Source organism: Nitrospira sp. Nam80 (assembly GCF_965152575.1).
The window spans coordinates 527,577-543,382 of sequence record NZ_OZ224216.1 but is presented as its reverse complement, the minus strand read 5'-3'; the positions used below and the strand labels follow the sequence as shown (position 1 = coordinate 543,382).

Here is a 15,806-nt window from a genome sequence, read left to right as displayed (position 1 = left end):
CAGAGGAAGGAGTCATGACCATGGATGCACCTGATACCACCTCCAGCCCCGCCGTCACGCTCAGTGACGCCGCATTGAAGGAGGTCAAACGGCTCATCAACGTGCAAGGACTCACCGAGGGTGGATTGCGGCTTGGTGTCAAGGGCGGCGGCTGTTCGGGTTTGAGCTATACGATCAATTTCGACGATAAAATTGGCCAATACGACACCATTTATGACTTCGACGGCGTCAAAGTCATCGTCGACGCCAAGAGCGCGATCTATTTGCAGGGCACCCAGCTGGATTTTCAAAAGGATCTCATGGGAGGCCAGTTCAAGTTCGTCAATCCGAACGCCTCCAAGACCTGCGGGTGCGGCGAGTCCTTCTCGGCGTAACCCGCCATTCACCTTTGCTTCAATCACCGAATTTGCCGCGGCACGGCATGGCGCTCCGCGCCATGCCGTCTTGAAGGACTCTATGGAACAGATACAGAAAGCACCCGGTTCCCGCACGGAGTTGCAGATGGCCAGAAGCATGTGCTGGCACTGCCAATCGGAGGTCACCGGCGAATATTTCTGTGACCGCTGCGTCAAGGTCCAGCCGCTGTCCAAAGAACTGGATTACTTTACCTGTCTCGGATTACCGCGAAAACTCAACATCGAACCGGCCGATCTCGAGAATAAATTTTACGAGCTCAGCCGGTCCTTTCACCCCGACTTCTTCCAGACCAAGACGGATACGGAGCGCACGATCAGCTTGGGCAATTCCGCGCTGCTGAATACCGCCTATCGAACGCTGAAAGACCCCTTTCAGCGGGCGGAATACTTGCTGCGTCTGGAGGCCGGTTCGGCTAAGGACATCCGTAATTCTCCGCCGGCGGATTTATTCGAAGAAATTCTCGCTCTGCAGGAAGATCTCGAAGCCTTTCGTTCGGCCGCCGACGCGAATGAATCGCCGGAGGCATTGCAGCCGTTGCGGCAGAAACTACAAGCAGACCGCGGGCTGCTCGAACAACGCCGGCAAGACATGGAACAACGGCTGTTTGATCTCTTTGACCGCTGGGATCAGTTGCAGACCGGAAAACCCGAGACCGGCAGCCGCAAAGACACGTTACTCAAAGAGATGCGGGAAATTTTGTCCAACCGGACCTACGTCCGCAACATCGTCGATGACCTGAGCGCAACGCTCGATTAACATCTCGGTCGGATACACTACCATGGCACGTATCGTCGGCATCGATCTCGGCACAACGAATTCACTGGTCGCCTATATGGATGGGCAGAAGCCCAAAGTTATTCCCGGCCGGACCGGCCGCACCATGGTCCCCTCGGTCGTGGCCATGACCGACAACGGCCTCATCGTCGGCGACGCGGCCAAGGAGCATCTCGTCCGCAACCCCGCCCGCACGATTTATTCCGTCAAACGGTTCATGGGAAAGGGCCTCGCGGACGTGCAGCAGGAACTGCCGTATTTCCCTTACAAGCTCCATGAGCAAGGCGGAGTCATTCGGATTCAAGTCGGCGACAAGACCTTTTCGCCGCCTCAAATTTCAGCCATGATTCTCAAGGAGTTGAAGCAATGCGCGGAGGCCTCTCTCGGCGAGAGCATCACCAAAGCGGTCATCACCGTCCCGGCCTACTTCAACGACAGCCAGCGGCAGGCAACTAAAGATGCCGGCATGATCGCCGGGCTCGAAGTCTTGCGGATAATCAATGAACCGACCGCCGCCTCGCTCGCCTACGGGCTCCAGCAACGAACACAAGGGCTCATCGCCGTCTACGACCTGGGGGGCGGGACCTTCGATATCTCGATTCTGAAATTGAAGAACGGCATCTTCGAGGTCATGTCCACAACCGGCGACACGCATCTCGGAGGCGACGACATCGACCGTGTGGTCGCCGACTCGCTCTTGAACGATGTCCGAGCCCAGTACGGAATGGATCTGACCGCCTATCCCGATGCGATGCAGACCGTTCGCCTGGAGTCGGAACGGGCGAAAGTTCGCCTCACCGATGACTTGAAAACAACCGTGTCCTTTGAGCTTCCGGAAGGGAAAGGTCTTTTCCGGAGAGAATTGACAAGAGATCAGCTGGAATCCCTGTCCATCCCTCTGATCGAACGGACATTGGCTCCCTGCCGCCTGGCCCTGAAAGATGCCGGGGTAAACCCGGCCGACATCGACGAGGTCGTGTTGGTCGGCGGGGCGACGAGAATGCCGCTGGTGCGTCAACGAGTCCAAGAGCTGTTCGGCAAGCGCCCACATTGCGACCTGGATCCGGACGAAGTCGTAGCATTAGGGGCGGCTGTGCAGGCGGACATCCTTGCCGGCGGCACAACCGATATGCTGCTTTTGGATGTCACACCCTTGTCACTGGGCATTGAAACGATGGGCGGGGTAATGAGCACGCTCATCCGCCGAAACACGACGATCCCGACGAGTTCGAAGGAAATGTTCACGACCTACGTCGACGGGCAGACCTCTGTGGACATTCACATCCTCCAGGGAGAACGGGAACTGGTAAAGGACAACCGAAGCCTGGCGCGATTTCAATTGAAGGTGCCCCCGCTGCCGGCCGGTGTTCCTCGGATCGAGGTAAATTTTTTGATCGATGCCAACGGCATTCTGAATGTCTCGGCGAAAGACGTACGGACCGGGGACACGCAATCGATTGCGGTGAAACCCTCCTATGGGCTCACCGATGATGAGGTTGAACGGATGATCGGCGACTCTTTCAAATTTGCCGCCGAGGATCTCAAGTCACGCCAGCTGATCGAAGCGAGGACCGAGGCAGATGCCATTCTGAAGGCCACTGAAAAAGCCTTGACCCAGGGGGGCCATTTGATCGAAGCCAACGAACTCACCGCGATCCGTGCGTCTTTGGCGGCGCTCGAATCAGCCAAGGCAACCGAAGACCACAAGGTCATCCGCGCTCGGATTCAAGACGTCGAAAAAGCGACTCATCATTTCGCCGAAATGCTCATGGACAGTTCGTTGAAGCAAGCGCTGGAAAACAAGAAGTTATCGGAATTGGCGTGAGCCGTGTATCGTGATACCCCCGATAAAGCGTGATTTGGTGATCGGGTGATTTTGTGAAGTAAGGACCTCGCCAGACCGCCACGTCGAATATTCAGGCTTGGATTGCCGAGAATCAAGCGACAAAACGGTCGTGCGAGATACGCCTCACGAACAACGAACTACGAGGAAAAGATGGACCTAAAGTGGAACGAGACAGAGGAGATTGCGTTGCGTCTGGTAGAGACCCACCCGGACACGGACCCGTTGACCGTCCGTTTTACCGATCTGCATGCCTGGATCGTCGCTCTCCCTGAATTTAAAGACGATCCCAAGAAATCGAACGAGAAGATCTTGGAATCGATCCAAATGGCTTGGCACGAGGAGTATCAAGACAGCCACTCCTGATCATGTCCTTCGTCGCTCGCATCCCGTCGCTCGTATCTGGCCGGTTCTCTCCGTCCTAAAGGTCGTCATCTTCAATCACTTCGTGGATTCCCCCACTTGCGCAGGAATGACCGGATTAGAATCCGGAGGCGCGCTAATAGCCCAGTTCGGCGGTGGGAGGCGCCGTCGGCACCGGTGGAGGCGGAGCGTTCTCCGGAATCTGGTCTAATTTGTAAAAATCCACCGGATCAATTTTGGGGCCTGCCGTGCGGGTTGGTTCCGTCCCCTTGGTAAAGAGCTCCACAGTCCCTTGTTGCCCGTCAGAGTCGCTCAAGAGTGCAGTCGCGGGATCCACCCTGACGAACAAAACGCCGTCGGGGATCTCGAAGGGCATGACCGGGAGTTGCTTCAAGGCGTCCTTCATAAATGAGGTCCAAATCGGCAATGCGGCATGCGCGCCGGATTCTGTCTCGCCCAATGGCCGCCGGTCGTCAAACCCCGTCCAAGCTCCTGCCACCAGATTCGGCGTCGCGCCGATGAACCAGGCATCGGTGAAATCGTTGGTCGTCCCCGTCTTGCCAGCCACGGGCCGATCGATGAAGTTCTTTGCGGCGATGCCGGTTCCCCGCTGGATAACATCTTCCATCATATTTGTGATCAGGTAGGCCGTTTCACGTGAAATGACCTGCCGCGGCTGAATTGAGGCCTGATCCAACGTGCGGCCGGAACTGTCCTGCACACTCGCCAACACATAGGGATCGACTCTCATGCCTTGATTGGCGAACACTCCGTAGACCGAGACCAGCTCAAGCATCCCCATACTGGAAGATCCGAGGGCAAGCGAGAGATCAGCCGCCAGCGGACTTGAAATCCCGAGCGTCCGCGAGAAATCGATCACGTTTCTGATCCCAACTTTGTCCAACAACCGGACGGTCGCCAGATTATGGGAATGGATCAAGGCTTCGCGGAGACTCACCATGCCGTGAAACCGCCTTCCATAATTTTCCGGCTTCCAAATCTTATCTTCCTCCTCTTCCTCGTACACCACTGGAGCATCCAGCACGACGCTCGCCGGGCTCATGCCTTGATTGATCGCCGTCGCGTAAATAATCGGTTTGAACGCCGAGCCCGGCTGCCGGTGAGCCAACACAGCGCGATTGTATTCGCTGCGCGTGAAATCATACCCGCCGACCATGGCACGGATCGCTCCGGTCTTGGGATCAATGGCGATGAGCGAGCCTTCGACAATGGGCGTTTGCTCCAATCCGAAGTGAACCGTCTCTTTGTCGAGCTTTTTGACGATGACCTCGATGACATCACCCGGCGACAAGAGTTGTTTCACGTTCTTGACCAACGTGACGTCCTTGGTGGGATCTTTGCCGTTCAAGCGCTTCATCGCCCAGGCCATGTCGGTGAATGAAAGCCGGCCCATTGTCTCGCCTGCCTGGACGAGGGCATGGTCCTTGGCGATTTTTGTGACCACGCCTTCCACCATATCGCCTTCCTTGAGTTTGACGGAGGAATCGGAGGCGGGAGCCACCAGCGTCGCCAGCTCCACCGTCCGGACCGGTCCCCGCCAGCCTTGGCGTTTATCCAATTCGCGCAATCCGTTTGAAACCGCGGCCTCGGCCGCCTTCTGCATGTCGATGTTGAGCGTGGTGAAGACCTCGAGTCCGCCTTTATAGACCATCGACTCGCCGAATTTCGCCACTAACAACTGCCGCACATACTCGACAAAATAGGGCCCCAAATGCTCGCTGCCGGGACGGCGGAAATTGAGTTTCTCCGCCACGGCTTGCTGGCGGTCCGCCGGGCTGACAAATCCGGCCTCCGCCATCCGGAACAAGACATGTTCTTGCCGCTTTTTCGCACGGTCGTACGCCTTGAATGGAGAATAGTGATTCGGTGACTTCGGAAGGCCGGCTAAAAAGGCCGCTTCGGCCAACGTCAGCTGCGATAGTTCCTTTCCAAAGTAGGTTTGCGCCGCAGCCGCGACCCCATAGGCCCCCTGGCCGAAATAGATCTGGTTCAAATACATTTCGAGAATCTGTTCCTTGGTCAGCACCAGCTCCATCTTATAGGCCAGGATCAGCTCGCGGAGTTTTCGATCAAAGGTCCGTTCGGAGGATAGAAACAGCGAGCGGGCCAATTGCTGGGTAATCGTGCTCGCCCCTTGCACCTTTCGCCCGCCATGGCGGAGGTTCGTCCATGCAGCCCGGAGAATGCCCACAATGTCGAGACCGGGGTGTTCAAAGAACCGGGCATCTTCGGTCGCGATCACCGCCTGGGTCAGATTTTTGGGAATCTCCGGCAACGGCTTGAGAAAGCGCCGCTCGATAAAGAACTGCCCGATGATCTGCCGATCATCCGAATAGACGCGGGTCACCAGGCTCGGCTGGTAATTCTGCAACGGCTCGAGCGACGGCAGGTCCTGCGAAAAGTACCAGAGCGTGGCCGCGGCGCCGCCGCCGGCGAGCATCGCGGAAAGGACAAACGCGATCAGGGCTATGTGCCACCATCGCCATGGACGCCTAGGTTTGTCGGGAATCTCAAACGGGTGACTGCTGTCAGACATGCGAGTATCGGATGTGCCGATGTGTTCTCACCATACAATGCAAGGGCCGCAAACTCAAGCAACGTCGCACTCGAAACAGGACGCCCGCAGAGAAGAATATGTTCTATGCTTGTGGCCGGGACTGTGCATCGAGTATACTCCCTGTGGCGCCTTTTGCGTGTGCGAGGGCGCCTTTTTTGTGCAACCTTCGCATCAGGATATTCTATGGAACAGCATACCGCCGCTCCGTCCGCCGTTTCCGGGCTCCGCGCCCCGCATGACCGCCGACAGGACATCCGGAACATCGCGATCATCGCCCACGTCGATCACGGAAAAACGACGTTGGTCGACGCCGTTCTCCGCCAAACGCGGGTGCATCGGAAGATCCAAGATATGGGCGAACGCATCATGGATTCGATGGATCAGGAGCGCGAGCGCGGCATCACGATCAGAGCCAAGAACGCCAGCGTCGTCTACAACGGCGTCAAGATCAATATCGTAGACACGCCGGGCCACGCGGACTTCGGAGGCGAAGTCGAGCGGACCCTCCGCATGGTGGACGGGGTCTTGCTGCTCGTGGACGCCAAGGAAGGGCCGATGCCGCAGACAACTTTCGTCCTGCGCAAGGCGCTGGCGTTGGGCCATAAAGCGATCGTCGTGATCAACAAGATCGACCGGCCTGATGCCGTGGTCGATGACGTGGTCAACCGAACGTTCGATTTATTCGTCCATCTGGGCGCCACGGACGAACAATTGGATTTCCCCATCGTCTATGCGTCCGCCATCAACGGCACCGCTACGCTCGATATCAACAAGCCGGGGACGGCAATCGCGCCGCTGCTCGATACCATCCTCGAAAAGATTCCGGCTCCGGCGATCAACCGCGAAGCGCCGCTTCAAATCCTCGTCCTGGCGCTGGCCTATGATTCCTATAAAGGGAAGATGGGAATCGGCAAAATTCAGTCCGGCTCGATCGCGCGCCGGCAGAACGTCGTGACCCTGACGAAAGACGGCGGCCAAGTCGCCTCGAAGGTGGCGGATCTCGCGGTGTTCTCGGGACTTGATCGGACAGATGTGGAACAGGCGGATGCGGGTGAGATCGTCGCGGTCGCCGGCTTGGAAGAAGTCCATATCGGAGACACGATCGCCGATGCCGCGAGCCCCGTCGCGCTCCCGCGCGTGACGATCGATGAGCCGACGGTTCAGATGACGTTTTCCGTGAACAACAGCCCATTTGCCGGCCGTGAAGGAAAATTTCTCACGTCCCGCCACCTGCGCGAACGGCTATTCAAGGAACTGGAGACCAACGTGTCCTTGCGCGTGCAGGAGACGGACAGCGCCGATCGTTTCCTGGTCGCGGGCCGCGGCGAGCTGCACTTGGGCGTGCTGATCGAACAAATGCGCCGGGAGGGCTACGAACTTCAAATCTCCCAGCCGGAGGTGATTCTCCATCGAGAGGGGGAAACGGTAACGGAACCGTTCGAGGAATTAACCGTTCAGGTGCCGTCCGAATATCAAGGCCCGGTTATCGAAGAAATCGGACGGCGGCGCGGTGAACTCCGTCACATGAAACTGATCCACGGCGACGGGGCGTCGAGCGAGATGCATCTCGAGTACCGCATCCCGACCCGCGGCATCATGGGACTCAAGAATGTGCTCATGGCCAAGACACGCGGGACCGCCATCTTGCATCACGTGTTTGCGGGCTACGAGGCGGCCGACGAAAAAACGCTCGTGGTGGCGCCCCATGGATCCTTGGTGGCATTCGAGCAAGGGACGAGCACCGCCTATGCGTTATTTATGACCCAGGAGCGGGGTGAACTCTTCATCGGGCCATCGGTCGACGTCTATCAAGGGATGATTGTCGGAGAGAACAACCGCGAGGAAGACTTGGACGTCAACGTGTGCAAGCAAAAGCACCTCACGAACATGCGGGCCGCCGGCTCCGATGAGGCGCTCGTGCTGACGCCGCCGCGCGAAATGACCTTGGAATTTGCGATGGAATATATCGGACAGGACGAACTCGTGGAAGTGACACCGAAAAGCCTGCGCCTGCGGAAACGGCTGTTGAATCCTGAGGACCGCCGCAAAGCGCGCAAAAATAATAAGTGAGAATCCGCAAGAAAGCCCCGAAGCCCGCCTCCGCCAAGCCGCCGCTTTATGTGATCGGGTATAGTTTCTCCGCCCCTTCAGCTGATGAACTCATCATCTGGTACGACCTGGAATATGGAGGACCGCTGGCTCTTCGGCCAAGTGCTCAAGTTGGCGCCCTTTCTGCCGGACACGGTCCCTGGCAGGCGTGGCTGACGATAGCGCTACCGGAAGAAGAAGCCCGATCGGTGTCCCAACAAGCGGTCTGGGATCATCGACACGCCGGCACCGTCAGCCCGGCAGTCGCCGCGCCCAATATAGCCGCCGATACCGTTCTGTTCGCCGCCCGGTTGGCCCGCGGGCTGACACTTCTCACGCAGGGGACCGCGTTTGATCTAGTCATGCAGCGGTACAGCAATCCATCGGACTGGAGCGATCGGCCGCTTACGTTGTTTCAACTGCAGGACCACGTCGAGGTCATCCAAGGCGAGATTGAGGATGCGGGCCGAGATTGGTTCCATACCGCAGGCATGAGCAAATTCGGACTGGACGAATTGGAACTGTGGCAGCCAAAAAGCTTGCCCGCCGATTCACCAATGCAGGTCCTGAACGAAGCGGCGGATCAGATCCTCAGGCAAGGACACAACCCGAAAGTCGGATCCTCTCTCGCGCTTCCCTTCCTCGGATGCACCATTTACATCGACAACCATCGCACGGCTGCCATGCAGCAGACCCAGCGGACTTTCCGACGGATTGTCGTACAGTGAGTGAGCAAGCCGGCGCGCTCCTTCACTAGGCCTTCTGCCCCGTTGACAAGCTTTTTCCCTGCGTGATACCAATTTTGAGTTTGCTACGGTTCTTAACCTAGAAGGAGGACGCAATGGCGGATGTAGCTCCAGAAATTAAAGTCGGCGATACCGCGCCGGATTTTACATTAAAGGACCAGGATCAAAAGGATGTAAAACTCAGCGACTACAAGGGTAAGAAAAATGTGGTCCTGGCGTTCTATCCATTGGATTGGAGTCCCGTCTGCACCGGCGAGAACAAGTGTTTGACCGATGACTTTCCCAAGTTCGGATCGGCAAATGCCGAACTGTTCGGCATCAGCACGGACAGCTTTTTCTCGCACAAGGCCTGGGCGGATTCACTCGAGCTGAAACACCGCTTGCTGGCGGATTTCAACCGCGAAGTGGTCAAGAAGTATGGCCTGTACTTCGAGCCGCTGAACTGCGGCAAGCGGGCAACGGTCATCGTCGATAAGAACGGCAAGGTCGCGTACGTCAAGGTACAAGAGATCAAGACGGCGCGTGACGACAAAGAGATTCTGGCTGCCTTGGAAAAATTACAGTAACCGCCACACCTTGAGGACTGAGGACTGGGCCGGCCCAGTCCTCAGCGTTTTGATGCATGTCCGGAATCGTCGAAGACGTCAGCGACGCCAACTATAAGACTTTCACCGACGCACCGGCGTCGCTGGTGTCCTACGGGCTTGCGACGTGCGAACCTTGCAAGGCCTATGACCCCATCTTGGAAAAAATCGCGGCGGACTTCCCGCAGATTAAAGTCGGCAAGGCCAAAATGCATGTGCCCGGTCGCTGCCGCGAAATCAAGAAGCTGTATACGTTCGAAACCTATCCCACCACCCATCTTTTCTCCAATGGGAAGTTGCTCTTGACCCGCGAGGGCAAAATCGAAGCCGACGAGTTGACCGCCCTTATTTCCGACTATCTCATCAAATAATCGCCAAATCAGGCCGATTTCTCCAACAAGAAGAATTGTCTCCACCGCCGCTTCGGCACATAATGAAAGCCGATGGCCCTCTTTCGGTTTCAGTCCGCCGCCCTCGCGCGCGTCACGGTGACCATCCCTTTTCTACTTTGGCTCGTGTCTCCCGGTCATTACGCAGGCGAGCCGCATCAAGCCCGCGCCATTGCCGTCTTGACCCGGGGGGAAGCGACCGGCCGCGACGGCGCCCCCTTGATCTTGATACCCGCCGGACGTTTCCTCATGGGAAGCGAGGCCGGCGAAGCAGATGAGCGGCCAATCCACCCGATTGAATTGGGTGCCTTCTACATCGACAAATATGAAGTCACCGTGTCGCGCTATGCGCGCTTTCTTCACGCACAAGCTCCCGAGCAGCCGTTTCTCTGGAAACAGGCGACACAGGGTACGCAGGGCCAGAAGCCGGTGATCGGAGTGGATTGGTTTGACGCCAAGGAATATTGCGAATGGGTCGGACGGCGCCTTCCGACCGAAGCCGAATGGGAAAGGGGCGCACGCGGCGATGATCAACGAACCTATCCCTGGGGCAATGACCCACCGGCCACCGCCCACGTCGTAGCGGGACTAAAGAAATGGACCGGCTACGATACCCTCGGCGCGGTCGGCTCCCACCCACGGGGCGGCAGCTCCTACGGGGTGGAGGACCTGGCGGGCAATGTCTGGGAATGGATTGCGGACCGGTATGATGAGCACTACTATACGGCGAGTCCCGAGTACAATCCGCAGGGACCGAACCAAGGGCCGCTGCGAGTCCTTCGCGGGGGCGCCTGGAACAATGATGCGGCCACCATCCGCTCCGCCAACCGCGCCGCCTATGCCCCGTCAGCCCGGCGTAACGACTTCGGCTTTCGGTGTGCGATGAATGCCGGATCGCCATAATAAGGCCTGTGGCACGGTCCATTTCTCTCCCAGACCACGACATTGATAGTCGGAAACCCGACTGGAGCTCTAGATTCGCGACAGGTCACAGTCGGCAGCGTGGATCTTTTAAGGAGCGAAATGACCGGAGATCAGCCGGCATGCTTGGAACGAAGGCAGGCCTGACTCAGCGCAGCCGCGGATTGGGTTGAAAGGAATGCAGGCGCGAGACCAGTGCGGTCTGCTCCGCCGAGCGCAGGCGAATTTTGAAGATGACCCGCCGGCTTTTGTCGCGATTCGGATACCCCATGTCTTCATAGATCAAATCCTGCCGGCCCCGGCCACTCGCCGAAGTTTTCTCATGAAAACAGCCGTAGATCCACGGCGCCGACGCTTCAATAACTTCCAGGGCCTTCACCATCACGTTGAAGGACCGCTCCTGGCTCAACTTTAGATTGCGAATGTCCGATCCCCGATCATCCGTGTGGCCTTCGATCACCAGCGAATCGATCTTCTCCCGCAAAGGACCACAAAGAAGCGACGCGTACGCCGGCATGGATTCCGTCAGAAACCGGCTTGCCGCCGCAGACAGAGTTCCCTTCCCAAATTCGAAGTTCAACAACTCCTCCGGCACGACAATCCGCAACACCAGCGGATCGCCTGGGTCCTGATCGAGCGAGAGATGGTAGCGCTGAAAATGATCGCGCAGGCGAGCGCGGATGTCTTCGGTGGTTTCGTGGATCGGCGAAGCGGCTTCGTGCGCACGGGATTTCATTTCCTGCGCATGAGATTCTGTTTGGGACGTCTTGGTTACGTACGCGGTAAACAAGAGGATGAAGATCACCGCCAATGACGTCATGAGGTCCGTCACCCCGACCGTGAGGAGAGAAGGGGTATCGGTTACATCCTGTAACGGCGCGCGTCGCATCAATTCATTATCTCCTCATTCCTCTAGTTACGCTGGCGACCGCTCATGCCAATTGGCAAACCACCGCAATCCGGACATCGCAGGCTCGCAAGGCCCCCCTTCTTCACTGGAAGCCGGCTCCTTCACATCGAGCCGCCGCTCTGTGGTCGCGACGGCTTCTCGCTCGTTCCGCAATCCCGCGACGGATCGTGTCAAATCCTGAATGGCTTGGTTCAGTTCATGGATAGGCGCTGCCATTTCCCGTTTGATCGCGCGAGCCATGTCCTCGGCCAGATGTTCGTAGGACGGCGCGGCCTCGCCATTGCCACGCGCCGTCAAGCCCTGCATCGTGGTGGTCAAGGCCGAAAGAGCGCTCGTCAACCGCTCTCCAACCGTTGCCGCCAACCGCTCGGCCAAATCACCGGGGACCACGGGCTGTGGCGCGGTGACAGCCGCGATCGAGGATTGACCAGCCGGATTGAAATTCTCCAGCATCTGTTCCATGGTCTTGCGGGGAAACAATTCGTCGAGCAGCGTCAGGAACCGTTGCTGGATGAGCGTAAACCGGTGGAACAGCGATTTCTCGATCAACACAAATAGATTGGCGCAGATCAGGCCGATGATCGACGTGAGAAATTTACCGGCCAAGCCATTGATCAGCCCCTGGATACCGACGATCTGCGAGCCGTCCGCGTGGAGTTTGCTCAGCCCGATCAAGATAGCCAAAAAAGTAAAGAGGAGGCCCAGGCCGGTGATCAGCGAGGGCAGCTGATGATAGAAAGGCAAGTTCAGCCTGGCGGCCAAGACGTCCTGAGTGAAAAATTCAGAGGCTGCACGGGTGCTGAAAACTCGAGGTTCAATGAACCAGGCGGTACGCTCGATGACGAAGGTCTTCCGGTAATGAAACCACGCCTGCTCGAGCAACGGCTCGCGCCGCATCGCAGCATCCAAGGTCTGGACATCGTCCAGATCGATGCGGGAAGGCCGCGGCAACGGGCGGCCTATTTGCCTGTCCGACTCGGCCAGCGCCTGAATCGACTGCCATTCCTGGCCGACCGTTTTGCGCCCCACCGCGAGTTTCTTCAACGTCGGCCATACGCGGCCATAGCAGCGCTGGACGACCGAGACATTGACCATCAGACGCGTGACATGCCACAGAAAGAAGACCAGGATCCCGAGCGAGCCGAGCCAACTCAGCATGGGACTGTGAAGCCCATCCCACACAGCAACGTCCTCGCTTAACAGTTCCCAGATAAACGCAATCGTCGATGTGGCTTCCATAGATCGGATCTCCGGTTAATCGACGCAAGAGGCCGATGACCGGCATGAAGTCAACTTCCGTGCCACAGCGAAGACCCGGCGATTGGCCGGAGAATCAGCGGATCGGAGGAAGAGCGCGGGGCGAGGCGGCAGCGGACGCGGCAAAAGATGCCGGCAAACCAGGTAGATTCTACTGGGCAGGGATCAGTCGAATCCGATCCGGCTGATTTCCTCGTATGAACTCTTCCGGTGGCGCATGAGCCGCAGCGCGATGCGTTTGGTTTTCTGAAGGTGGAGAGACGGCGGCTTGGGCCGCGGCAGAAGCATACGGAGACGTTGATTCGACGAACAAAGCCATCACTTGTCGTCGATCCGATGCTTTGCTAGACTGCCCCATATCGTAAGGAATGCATCAATGTCCGCCCCCGCCATCCAAACCAAGCGCTGGACCCGCAAAGAATATGAGCGCATGGCCGCCTTAGGCCTATTCAGTCCGGACGAGCGCGTGGAACTGCTCGCGGGAGAAATTGTTACTATGACTCCTCAACGTAGCGCTCACGCGGCCGCTATCGGATTAACGGAAGCGGTACTCCGTCAGGTATTTGGTCCGAGTAATTGGATTCGAATCCAACTGCCTCTTATCGTCGATCCTGATTCGGAACCTGAACCGGATCTCGCTGTCGTCGGCGGGGAACCAAGAGAGTACGTCAATGAACATCCGCGCACCGCTCTGTTGGTGGTGGAGATTGCGGACAGTACGCTGGAAAAGGACCGTGCCCTTAAGACGCCGATCTATGCCCGAGCCGGTATCCCGGAATACTGGATTGTGAGTTTGGCTGAGCCCTGCCTAGAGATCTACCGCGATCCCATCACACGACCGGGTCAACCGGCTCACTACCAATCCTTTCAGAAGGTTACGCGAACCGAGACCATCTCCCCGCTGTCCGCTCCTCATTCCGCAATCACCGTGGCCGACTTACTGCCGTAATCACATCTGGTCCGTTTCCTTACAGCATTTGCTGCACGGACACTTGTCTAGAAACAAGTTTCCAATCCACGCCATGACTCGTGAGCCAATTGCCGCTTCAATGGGGCCACGGCGGTGAAGCCGTGGAGTTCCATCTATGGCAATTCGCCGATCCGATATTGATTGTTAAAGGAGGGCGCTACAACAATTGCTGTGATCTACTCGGTGTGTGGCCGCTAAGGTGGTGAAGGGGTTTTGCGCTGTCGGTGTGTAGGTGAGATTGAATACCGTATCGGTGATCCACCGTTTGAAGGACTCGTTGTCCATAAATCGTTTGAACAGCTCCGTGTCATCCTTCAGCACAGCCGCCTTCTTTTCAACGCGATAACTATTCATGTCAATGGCTTCCCAAATCCCCTTGGATAGGTCTGTCACCATCCCCGATTCGGAATCACTTTCTTTCCATCCAACGGTGCGAAGGGCACGGTCGGATTATATTTGTTCACCGGATTCAAGGGATTCTCCGGGTTATAGCGATTCACGGGGTTGAACGGATTGTTCGGGTTGTATTGATTAATGGGATTCGCGGGATTGCCGGGATCGTACCGGTTCACCGGATTGAAGGGATTGTCCGGGCTGTAGGCGTTGGCGGGATTCAATGGATTGCCCGGCTGGTATTGATTGATAGGATTGAAGATGTTGTAGTCGCGCTCGTACTTGTCGTCGAAGCCCATGTCGGCCCAGCTTGAGCTGGCGCGGAGCAGGAAAAGCATCAGTGTGACTGCGATTCCCCTGTGTGGCATGATGACCCTCCCTTCCTTCACCGGTTTGCCCCCCGCTGAGACGGAGGGCATGGAATAAGGACAGGAGACAGGATAGCCGATGACCGTGACATCCGAGGTCACAAACAATTTCCAGCTACCACGGCGGAAAGTCCTGACGTCGGCGCGAAATCATACCTATGTCCTTGTACGAGGACAACCGTACAGCGTGGGCTGATGGACCTGGTAAAGTTACGAGTTTCGGCAAGCGACGGCGGGGGGGAAGGACGAAGAACACCTTAGCTGTTTCGTTTCTCCGAGGCGACCGCCGGCCGAAATGCCCTCTCCGCCCTCATCTTTTGGAAATGCCGGACTAGATCGGCCATGGCCTCGACGGCCTCCATCTTTTCTTGCAGACTCAAGGAGCTGAAATACAACGCCTGGGACCGTTCGTGCTGGGCCCAGGGGTCAGCCACATCGCTGTCAGGCTTGCTCATCGGGCTTCTCCAGGAAGAACTTCAGTTGCCGCACATCCTCGCGGTCCTTTTCGCGCCCCGTCTGCTCTTTCATGCGAATCAGGGTCTCAAGACAGACAAAGCGTGCCGGCACACCCGGCAGGATGTCTCCGATCAGAGCACGGTCGTACTCGGTATCGAACACGAAAGGCTCTGCGACGAAGATATCCACGGACGTCTCTCGATGTTGTTCACTTCGGAGCGAAAAGACCACCATGTTTTTCTCACGAATCCACGTCTCTCGCTTGGCTGGTTCGGCCAATTCATGAGCCGATACGGGCGCCACCGGGCGATATCCCAGCGATTCGAGGGCGCTCACGGCGCGATGCACGTTCTCAGGTTCCAACTGCAGGACGATGTCGAGATCGAAGGTGACTCGGCCATAGCCGTGCGCGGCGACTGCTACGCCTCCAGCGATTAGGAAGCGTACGTCGCGCCGGTTTAGCACCGATACGATTTCTCTCAGGCTTGACAGTTTCATCGCGCTAAGCCTCTCTTTATCGCCTCGTCAGGATGAAACCGTCAACGTCACGACCACCCAATACGCCATCGCTGTCCTCACCCAATCGGTACGTCGCATAACTATTATAAGTGTATACGTGGCCCACGCAGCTTCAAACCGAACGTGACGGGTGATTCGGCCCTCTTCATCCATCTTATAATACGCCGACCTTAGGCGTGCGGAATCGGCTGCGGTCAAAGGGAATGTCTTTGTGCGAGAGCCTCCGGGCG

17 protein-coding genes are annotated in these 15,806 nt (G+C 57.4%); 10 read left to right on the top strand and 7 right to left on the bottom strand.

Going from position 1 to position 15,806, the window contains the following annotated elements; genetic code table 11:
• Positions 1 to 20 precede the first annotated feature (20 nt).
• The 4 genes from ACWGXE_RS02585 to iscX all read left to right on the top strand — a co-directional run bounded on the left by ACWGXE_RS02585 (position 21) and on the right by iscX (position 3,400).
• Entirely contained in the window at positions 21 to 374 is a 354-nt protein-coding gene (locus ACWGXE_RS02585; RefSeq protein WP_447601083.1) for a HesB/IscA family protein, read from the top strand.
• A gap of 82 nt (positions 375 to 456) precedes the next feature.
• Complete coding sequence (hscB, locus tag ACWGXE_RS02580) at positions 457 to 1,173, top strand: Fe-S protein assembly co-chaperone HscB (protein WP_447601082.1); 717 nt, start codon at positions 457 to 459, stop codon at positions 1,171 to 1,173.
• Positions 1,174 to 1,195: 22 nt separating this feature from the next.
• The gene (hscA, locus tag ACWGXE_RS02575) at positions 1,196 to 3,016 is read left to right on the top strand and encodes a Fe-S protein assembly chaperone HscA (protein WP_447601080.1); all 1,821 of its coding nucleotides are present in this window, start codon (positions 1,196 to 1,198) and stop codon (positions 3,014 to 3,016) included.
• 171 nt (positions 3,017 to 3,187) lie between these two features.
• Positions 3,188 to 3,400 carry a Fe-S cluster assembly protein IscX gene (gene iscX / locus ACWGXE_RS02570; RefSeq protein ID WP_447601079.1) on the top strand — a complete coding sequence of 71 codons (213 nt, stop codon included), beginning with the start codon at positions 3,188 to 3,190 and terminating at the stop codon, positions 3,398 to 3,400.
• A gap of 133 nt (positions 3,401 to 3,533) precedes the next feature.
• Here the strand turns inward: iscX and ACWGXE_RS02565 are convergent, their stop codons facing one another.
• Positions 3,534 to 5,954 carry a penicillin-binding protein 1A gene (locus ACWGXE_RS02565; RefSeq protein WP_447601078.1) on the bottom strand — a complete coding sequence of 807 codons (2,421 nt, stop codon included), beginning with the start codon at positions 5,952 to 5,954 and terminating at the stop codon, positions 3,534 to 3,536.
• A 204-nt stretch (positions 5,955 to 6,158) separates the two neighbouring features.
• Between ACWGXE_RS02565 and typA the strand changes: the two genes are divergently transcribed.
• The 5 genes from typA to ACWGXE_RS02540 all read left to right on the top strand — a co-directional run bounded on the left by typA (position 6,159) and on the right by ACWGXE_RS02540 (position 10,685).
• Positions 6,159 to 8,045: a translational GTPase TypA gene (typA, locus tag ACWGXE_RS02560; RefSeq protein ID WP_447601076.1), complete on the top strand. Its 1,887-nt coding sequence runs from the start codon at positions 6,159 to 6,161 to the stop codon at positions 8,043 to 8,045.
• Positions 8,042 to 8,791, top strand: coding sequence for a DUF4026 domain-containing protein (locus ACWGXE_RS02555; RefSeq protein WP_447601074.1), 750 nt, complete (start codon positions 8,042 to 8,044; stop codon positions 8,789 to 8,791). Before typA ends, ACWGXE_RS02555 begins: the two co-directional genes overlap by 4 nt.
• Positions 8,792 to 8,904: 113 nt before the next feature.
• Positions 8,905 to 9,375, top strand: coding sequence for a peroxiredoxin (locus ACWGXE_RS02550; RefSeq protein WP_447601072.1), 471 nt, complete (start codon positions 8,905 to 8,907; stop codon positions 9,373 to 9,375).
• 56 nt (positions 9,376 to 9,431) lie between these two features.
• Positions 9,432 to 9,764, top strand: a complete 333-nt coding sequence (locus ACWGXE_RS02545) for a thioredoxin family protein (RefSeq protein ID WP_447601070.1) — start codon at positions 9,432 to 9,434, stop codon at positions 9,762 to 9,764.
• Between the two features lie 72 nt (positions 9,765 to 9,836).
• Positions 9,837 to 10,685, top strand: coding sequence for a formylglycine-generating enzyme family protein (locus ACWGXE_RS02540; RefSeq protein WP_447601068.1), 849 nt, complete (start codon positions 9,837 to 9,839; stop codon positions 10,683 to 10,685).
• A 166-nt stretch (positions 10,686 to 10,851) separates the two neighbouring features.
• On the opposite strand, the gene ACWGXE_RS02535 is transcribed toward ACWGXE_RS02540, so the two are convergent.
• On the bottom strand, positions 10,852 to 11,592 hold the full coding sequence (locus ACWGXE_RS02535; RefSeq protein WP_447601066.1) for an OmpA family protein: 741 nt from the start codon (positions 11,590 to 11,592) through the stop codon (positions 10,852 to 10,854).
• A 27-nt stretch (positions 11,593 to 11,619) separates the two neighbouring features.
• A complete protein-coding gene (locus ACWGXE_RS02530; RefSeq protein WP_447601065.1) occupies positions 11,620 to 12,852 on the bottom strand; it encodes a hypothetical protein in 1,233 nt (410 codons plus the stop codon).
• A 394-nt stretch (positions 12,853 to 13,246) separates the two neighbouring features.
• Here ACWGXE_RS02530 and ACWGXE_RS02525 point away from each other — a divergent pair, with 394 nt between their 5' ends.
• Positions 13,247 to 13,819 carry a Uma2 family endonuclease gene (locus tag ACWGXE_RS02525; RefSeq protein WP_447601063.1) on the top strand — a complete coding sequence of 191 codons (573 nt, stop codon included), beginning with the start codon at positions 13,247 to 13,249 and terminating at the stop codon, positions 13,817 to 13,819.
• A 165-nt stretch (positions 13,820 to 13,984) separates the two neighbouring features.
• Here ACWGXE_RS02525 and ACWGXE_RS02520 read toward each other — a convergent pair whose 3' ends face one another.
• The 4 genes from ACWGXE_RS02520 to ACWGXE_RS02505 all read right to left on the bottom strand — a co-directional run bounded on the left by ACWGXE_RS02520 (position 13,985) and on the right by ACWGXE_RS02505 (position 15,555).
• The gene (locus ACWGXE_RS02520; protein WP_447601061.1) at positions 13,985 to 14,194 is read right to left on the bottom strand and encodes a hypothetical protein; all 210 of its coding nucleotides are present in this window, start codon (positions 14,192 to 14,194) and stop codon (positions 13,985 to 13,987) included.
• 35 nt (positions 14,195 to 14,229) lie between these two features.
• Complete coding sequence (locus tag ACWGXE_RS02515) at positions 14,230 to 14,601, bottom strand: hypothetical protein (RefSeq protein WP_447601059.1); 372 nt, start codon at positions 14,599 to 14,601, stop codon at positions 14,230 to 14,232.
• Positions 14,602 to 14,858: 257 nt separating this feature from the next.
• Entirely contained in the window at positions 14,859 to 15,056 is a 198-nt protein-coding gene (locus ACWGXE_RS02510; RefSeq protein WP_447601057.1) for a hypothetical protein, read from the bottom strand.
• Positions 15,043 to 15,555, bottom strand: coding sequence for a nucleotidyl transferase AbiEii/AbiGii toxin family protein (locus tag ACWGXE_RS02505; protein WP_447601056.1), 513 nt, complete (start codon positions 15,553 to 15,555; stop codon positions 15,043 to 15,045). Before ACWGXE_RS02505 ends, ACWGXE_RS02510 begins: the two co-directional genes overlap by 14 nt.
• Positions 15,556 to 15,806: the final 251 nt, after the last annotated feature.

Bases quoted from the DNA above. Each gene is read 5' to 3' on its own strand.
- ACWGXE_RS02565 (WP_447601078.1), bottom strand. From the start codon at position 5,954: ATGTCTGACAGCAGTCACCCGTTTGAGATTCCCGACAAACCTAGGCGT.
- ACWGXE_RS02550 (WP_447601072.1), top strand. From the start codon at position 8,905: ATGGCGGATGTAGCTCCAGAAATTAAAGTCGGCGATACCGCGCCGGAT.
- ACWGXE_RS02520 (WP_447601061.1), bottom strand. From the start codon at position 14,194: ATGAATAGTTATCGCGTTGAAAAGAAGGCGGCTGTGCTGAAGGATGAC.
- ACWGXE_RS02545 (WP_447601070.1), top strand. From the start codon at position 9,432: ATGTCCGGAATCGTCGAAGACGTCAGCGACGCCAACTATAAGACTTTC.
- ACWGXE_RS02525 (WP_447601063.1), top strand. From the start codon at position 13,247: ATGTCCGCCCCCGCCATCCAAACCAAGCGCTGGACCCGCAAAGAATAT.
- ACWGXE_RS02585 (WP_447601083.1), top strand. From the start codon at position 21: ATGGATGCACCTGATACCACCTCCAGCCCCGCCGTCACGCTCAGTGAC.
- hscB (WP_447601082.1), top strand. From the start codon at position 457: ATGGAACAGATACAGAAAGCACCCGGTTCCCGCACGGAGTTGCAGATG.
- typA (WP_447601076.1), top strand. From the start codon at position 6,159: ATGGAACAGCATACCGCCGCTCCGTCCGCCGTTTCCGGGCTCCGCGCC.
- ACWGXE_RS02510 (WP_447601057.1), bottom strand. From the start codon at position 15,056: ATGAGCAAGCCTGACAGCGATGTGGCTGACCCCTGGGCCCAGCACGAA.
- ACWGXE_RS02515 (WP_447601059.1), bottom strand. From the start codon at position 14,601: ATGCCACACAGGGGAATCGCAGTCACACTGATGCTTTTCCTGCTCCGC.
- ACWGXE_RS02530 (WP_447601065.1), bottom strand. From the start codon at position 12,852: ATGGAAGCCACATCGACGATTGCGTTTATCTGGGAACTGTTAAGCGAG.
- ACWGXE_RS02505 (WP_447601056.1), bottom strand. From the start codon at position 15,555: ATGAAACTGTCAAGCCTGAGAGAAATCGTATCGGTGCTAAACCGGCGC.
- hscA (WP_447601080.1), top strand. From the start codon at position 1,196: ATGGCACGTATCGTCGGCATCGATCTCGGCACAACGAATTCACTGGTC.
- ACWGXE_RS02540 (WP_447601068.1), top strand. From the start codon at position 9,837: ATGGCCCTCTTTCGGTTTCAGTCCGCCGCCCTCGCGCGCGTCACGGTG.
- iscX (WP_447601079.1), top strand. From the start codon at position 3,188: ATGGACCTAAAGTGGAACGAGACAGAGGAGATTGCGTTGCGTCTGGTA.
- ACWGXE_RS02535 (WP_447601066.1), bottom strand. From the start codon at position 11,592: ATGCGACGCGCGCCGTTACAGGATGTAACCGATACCCCTTCTCTCCTC.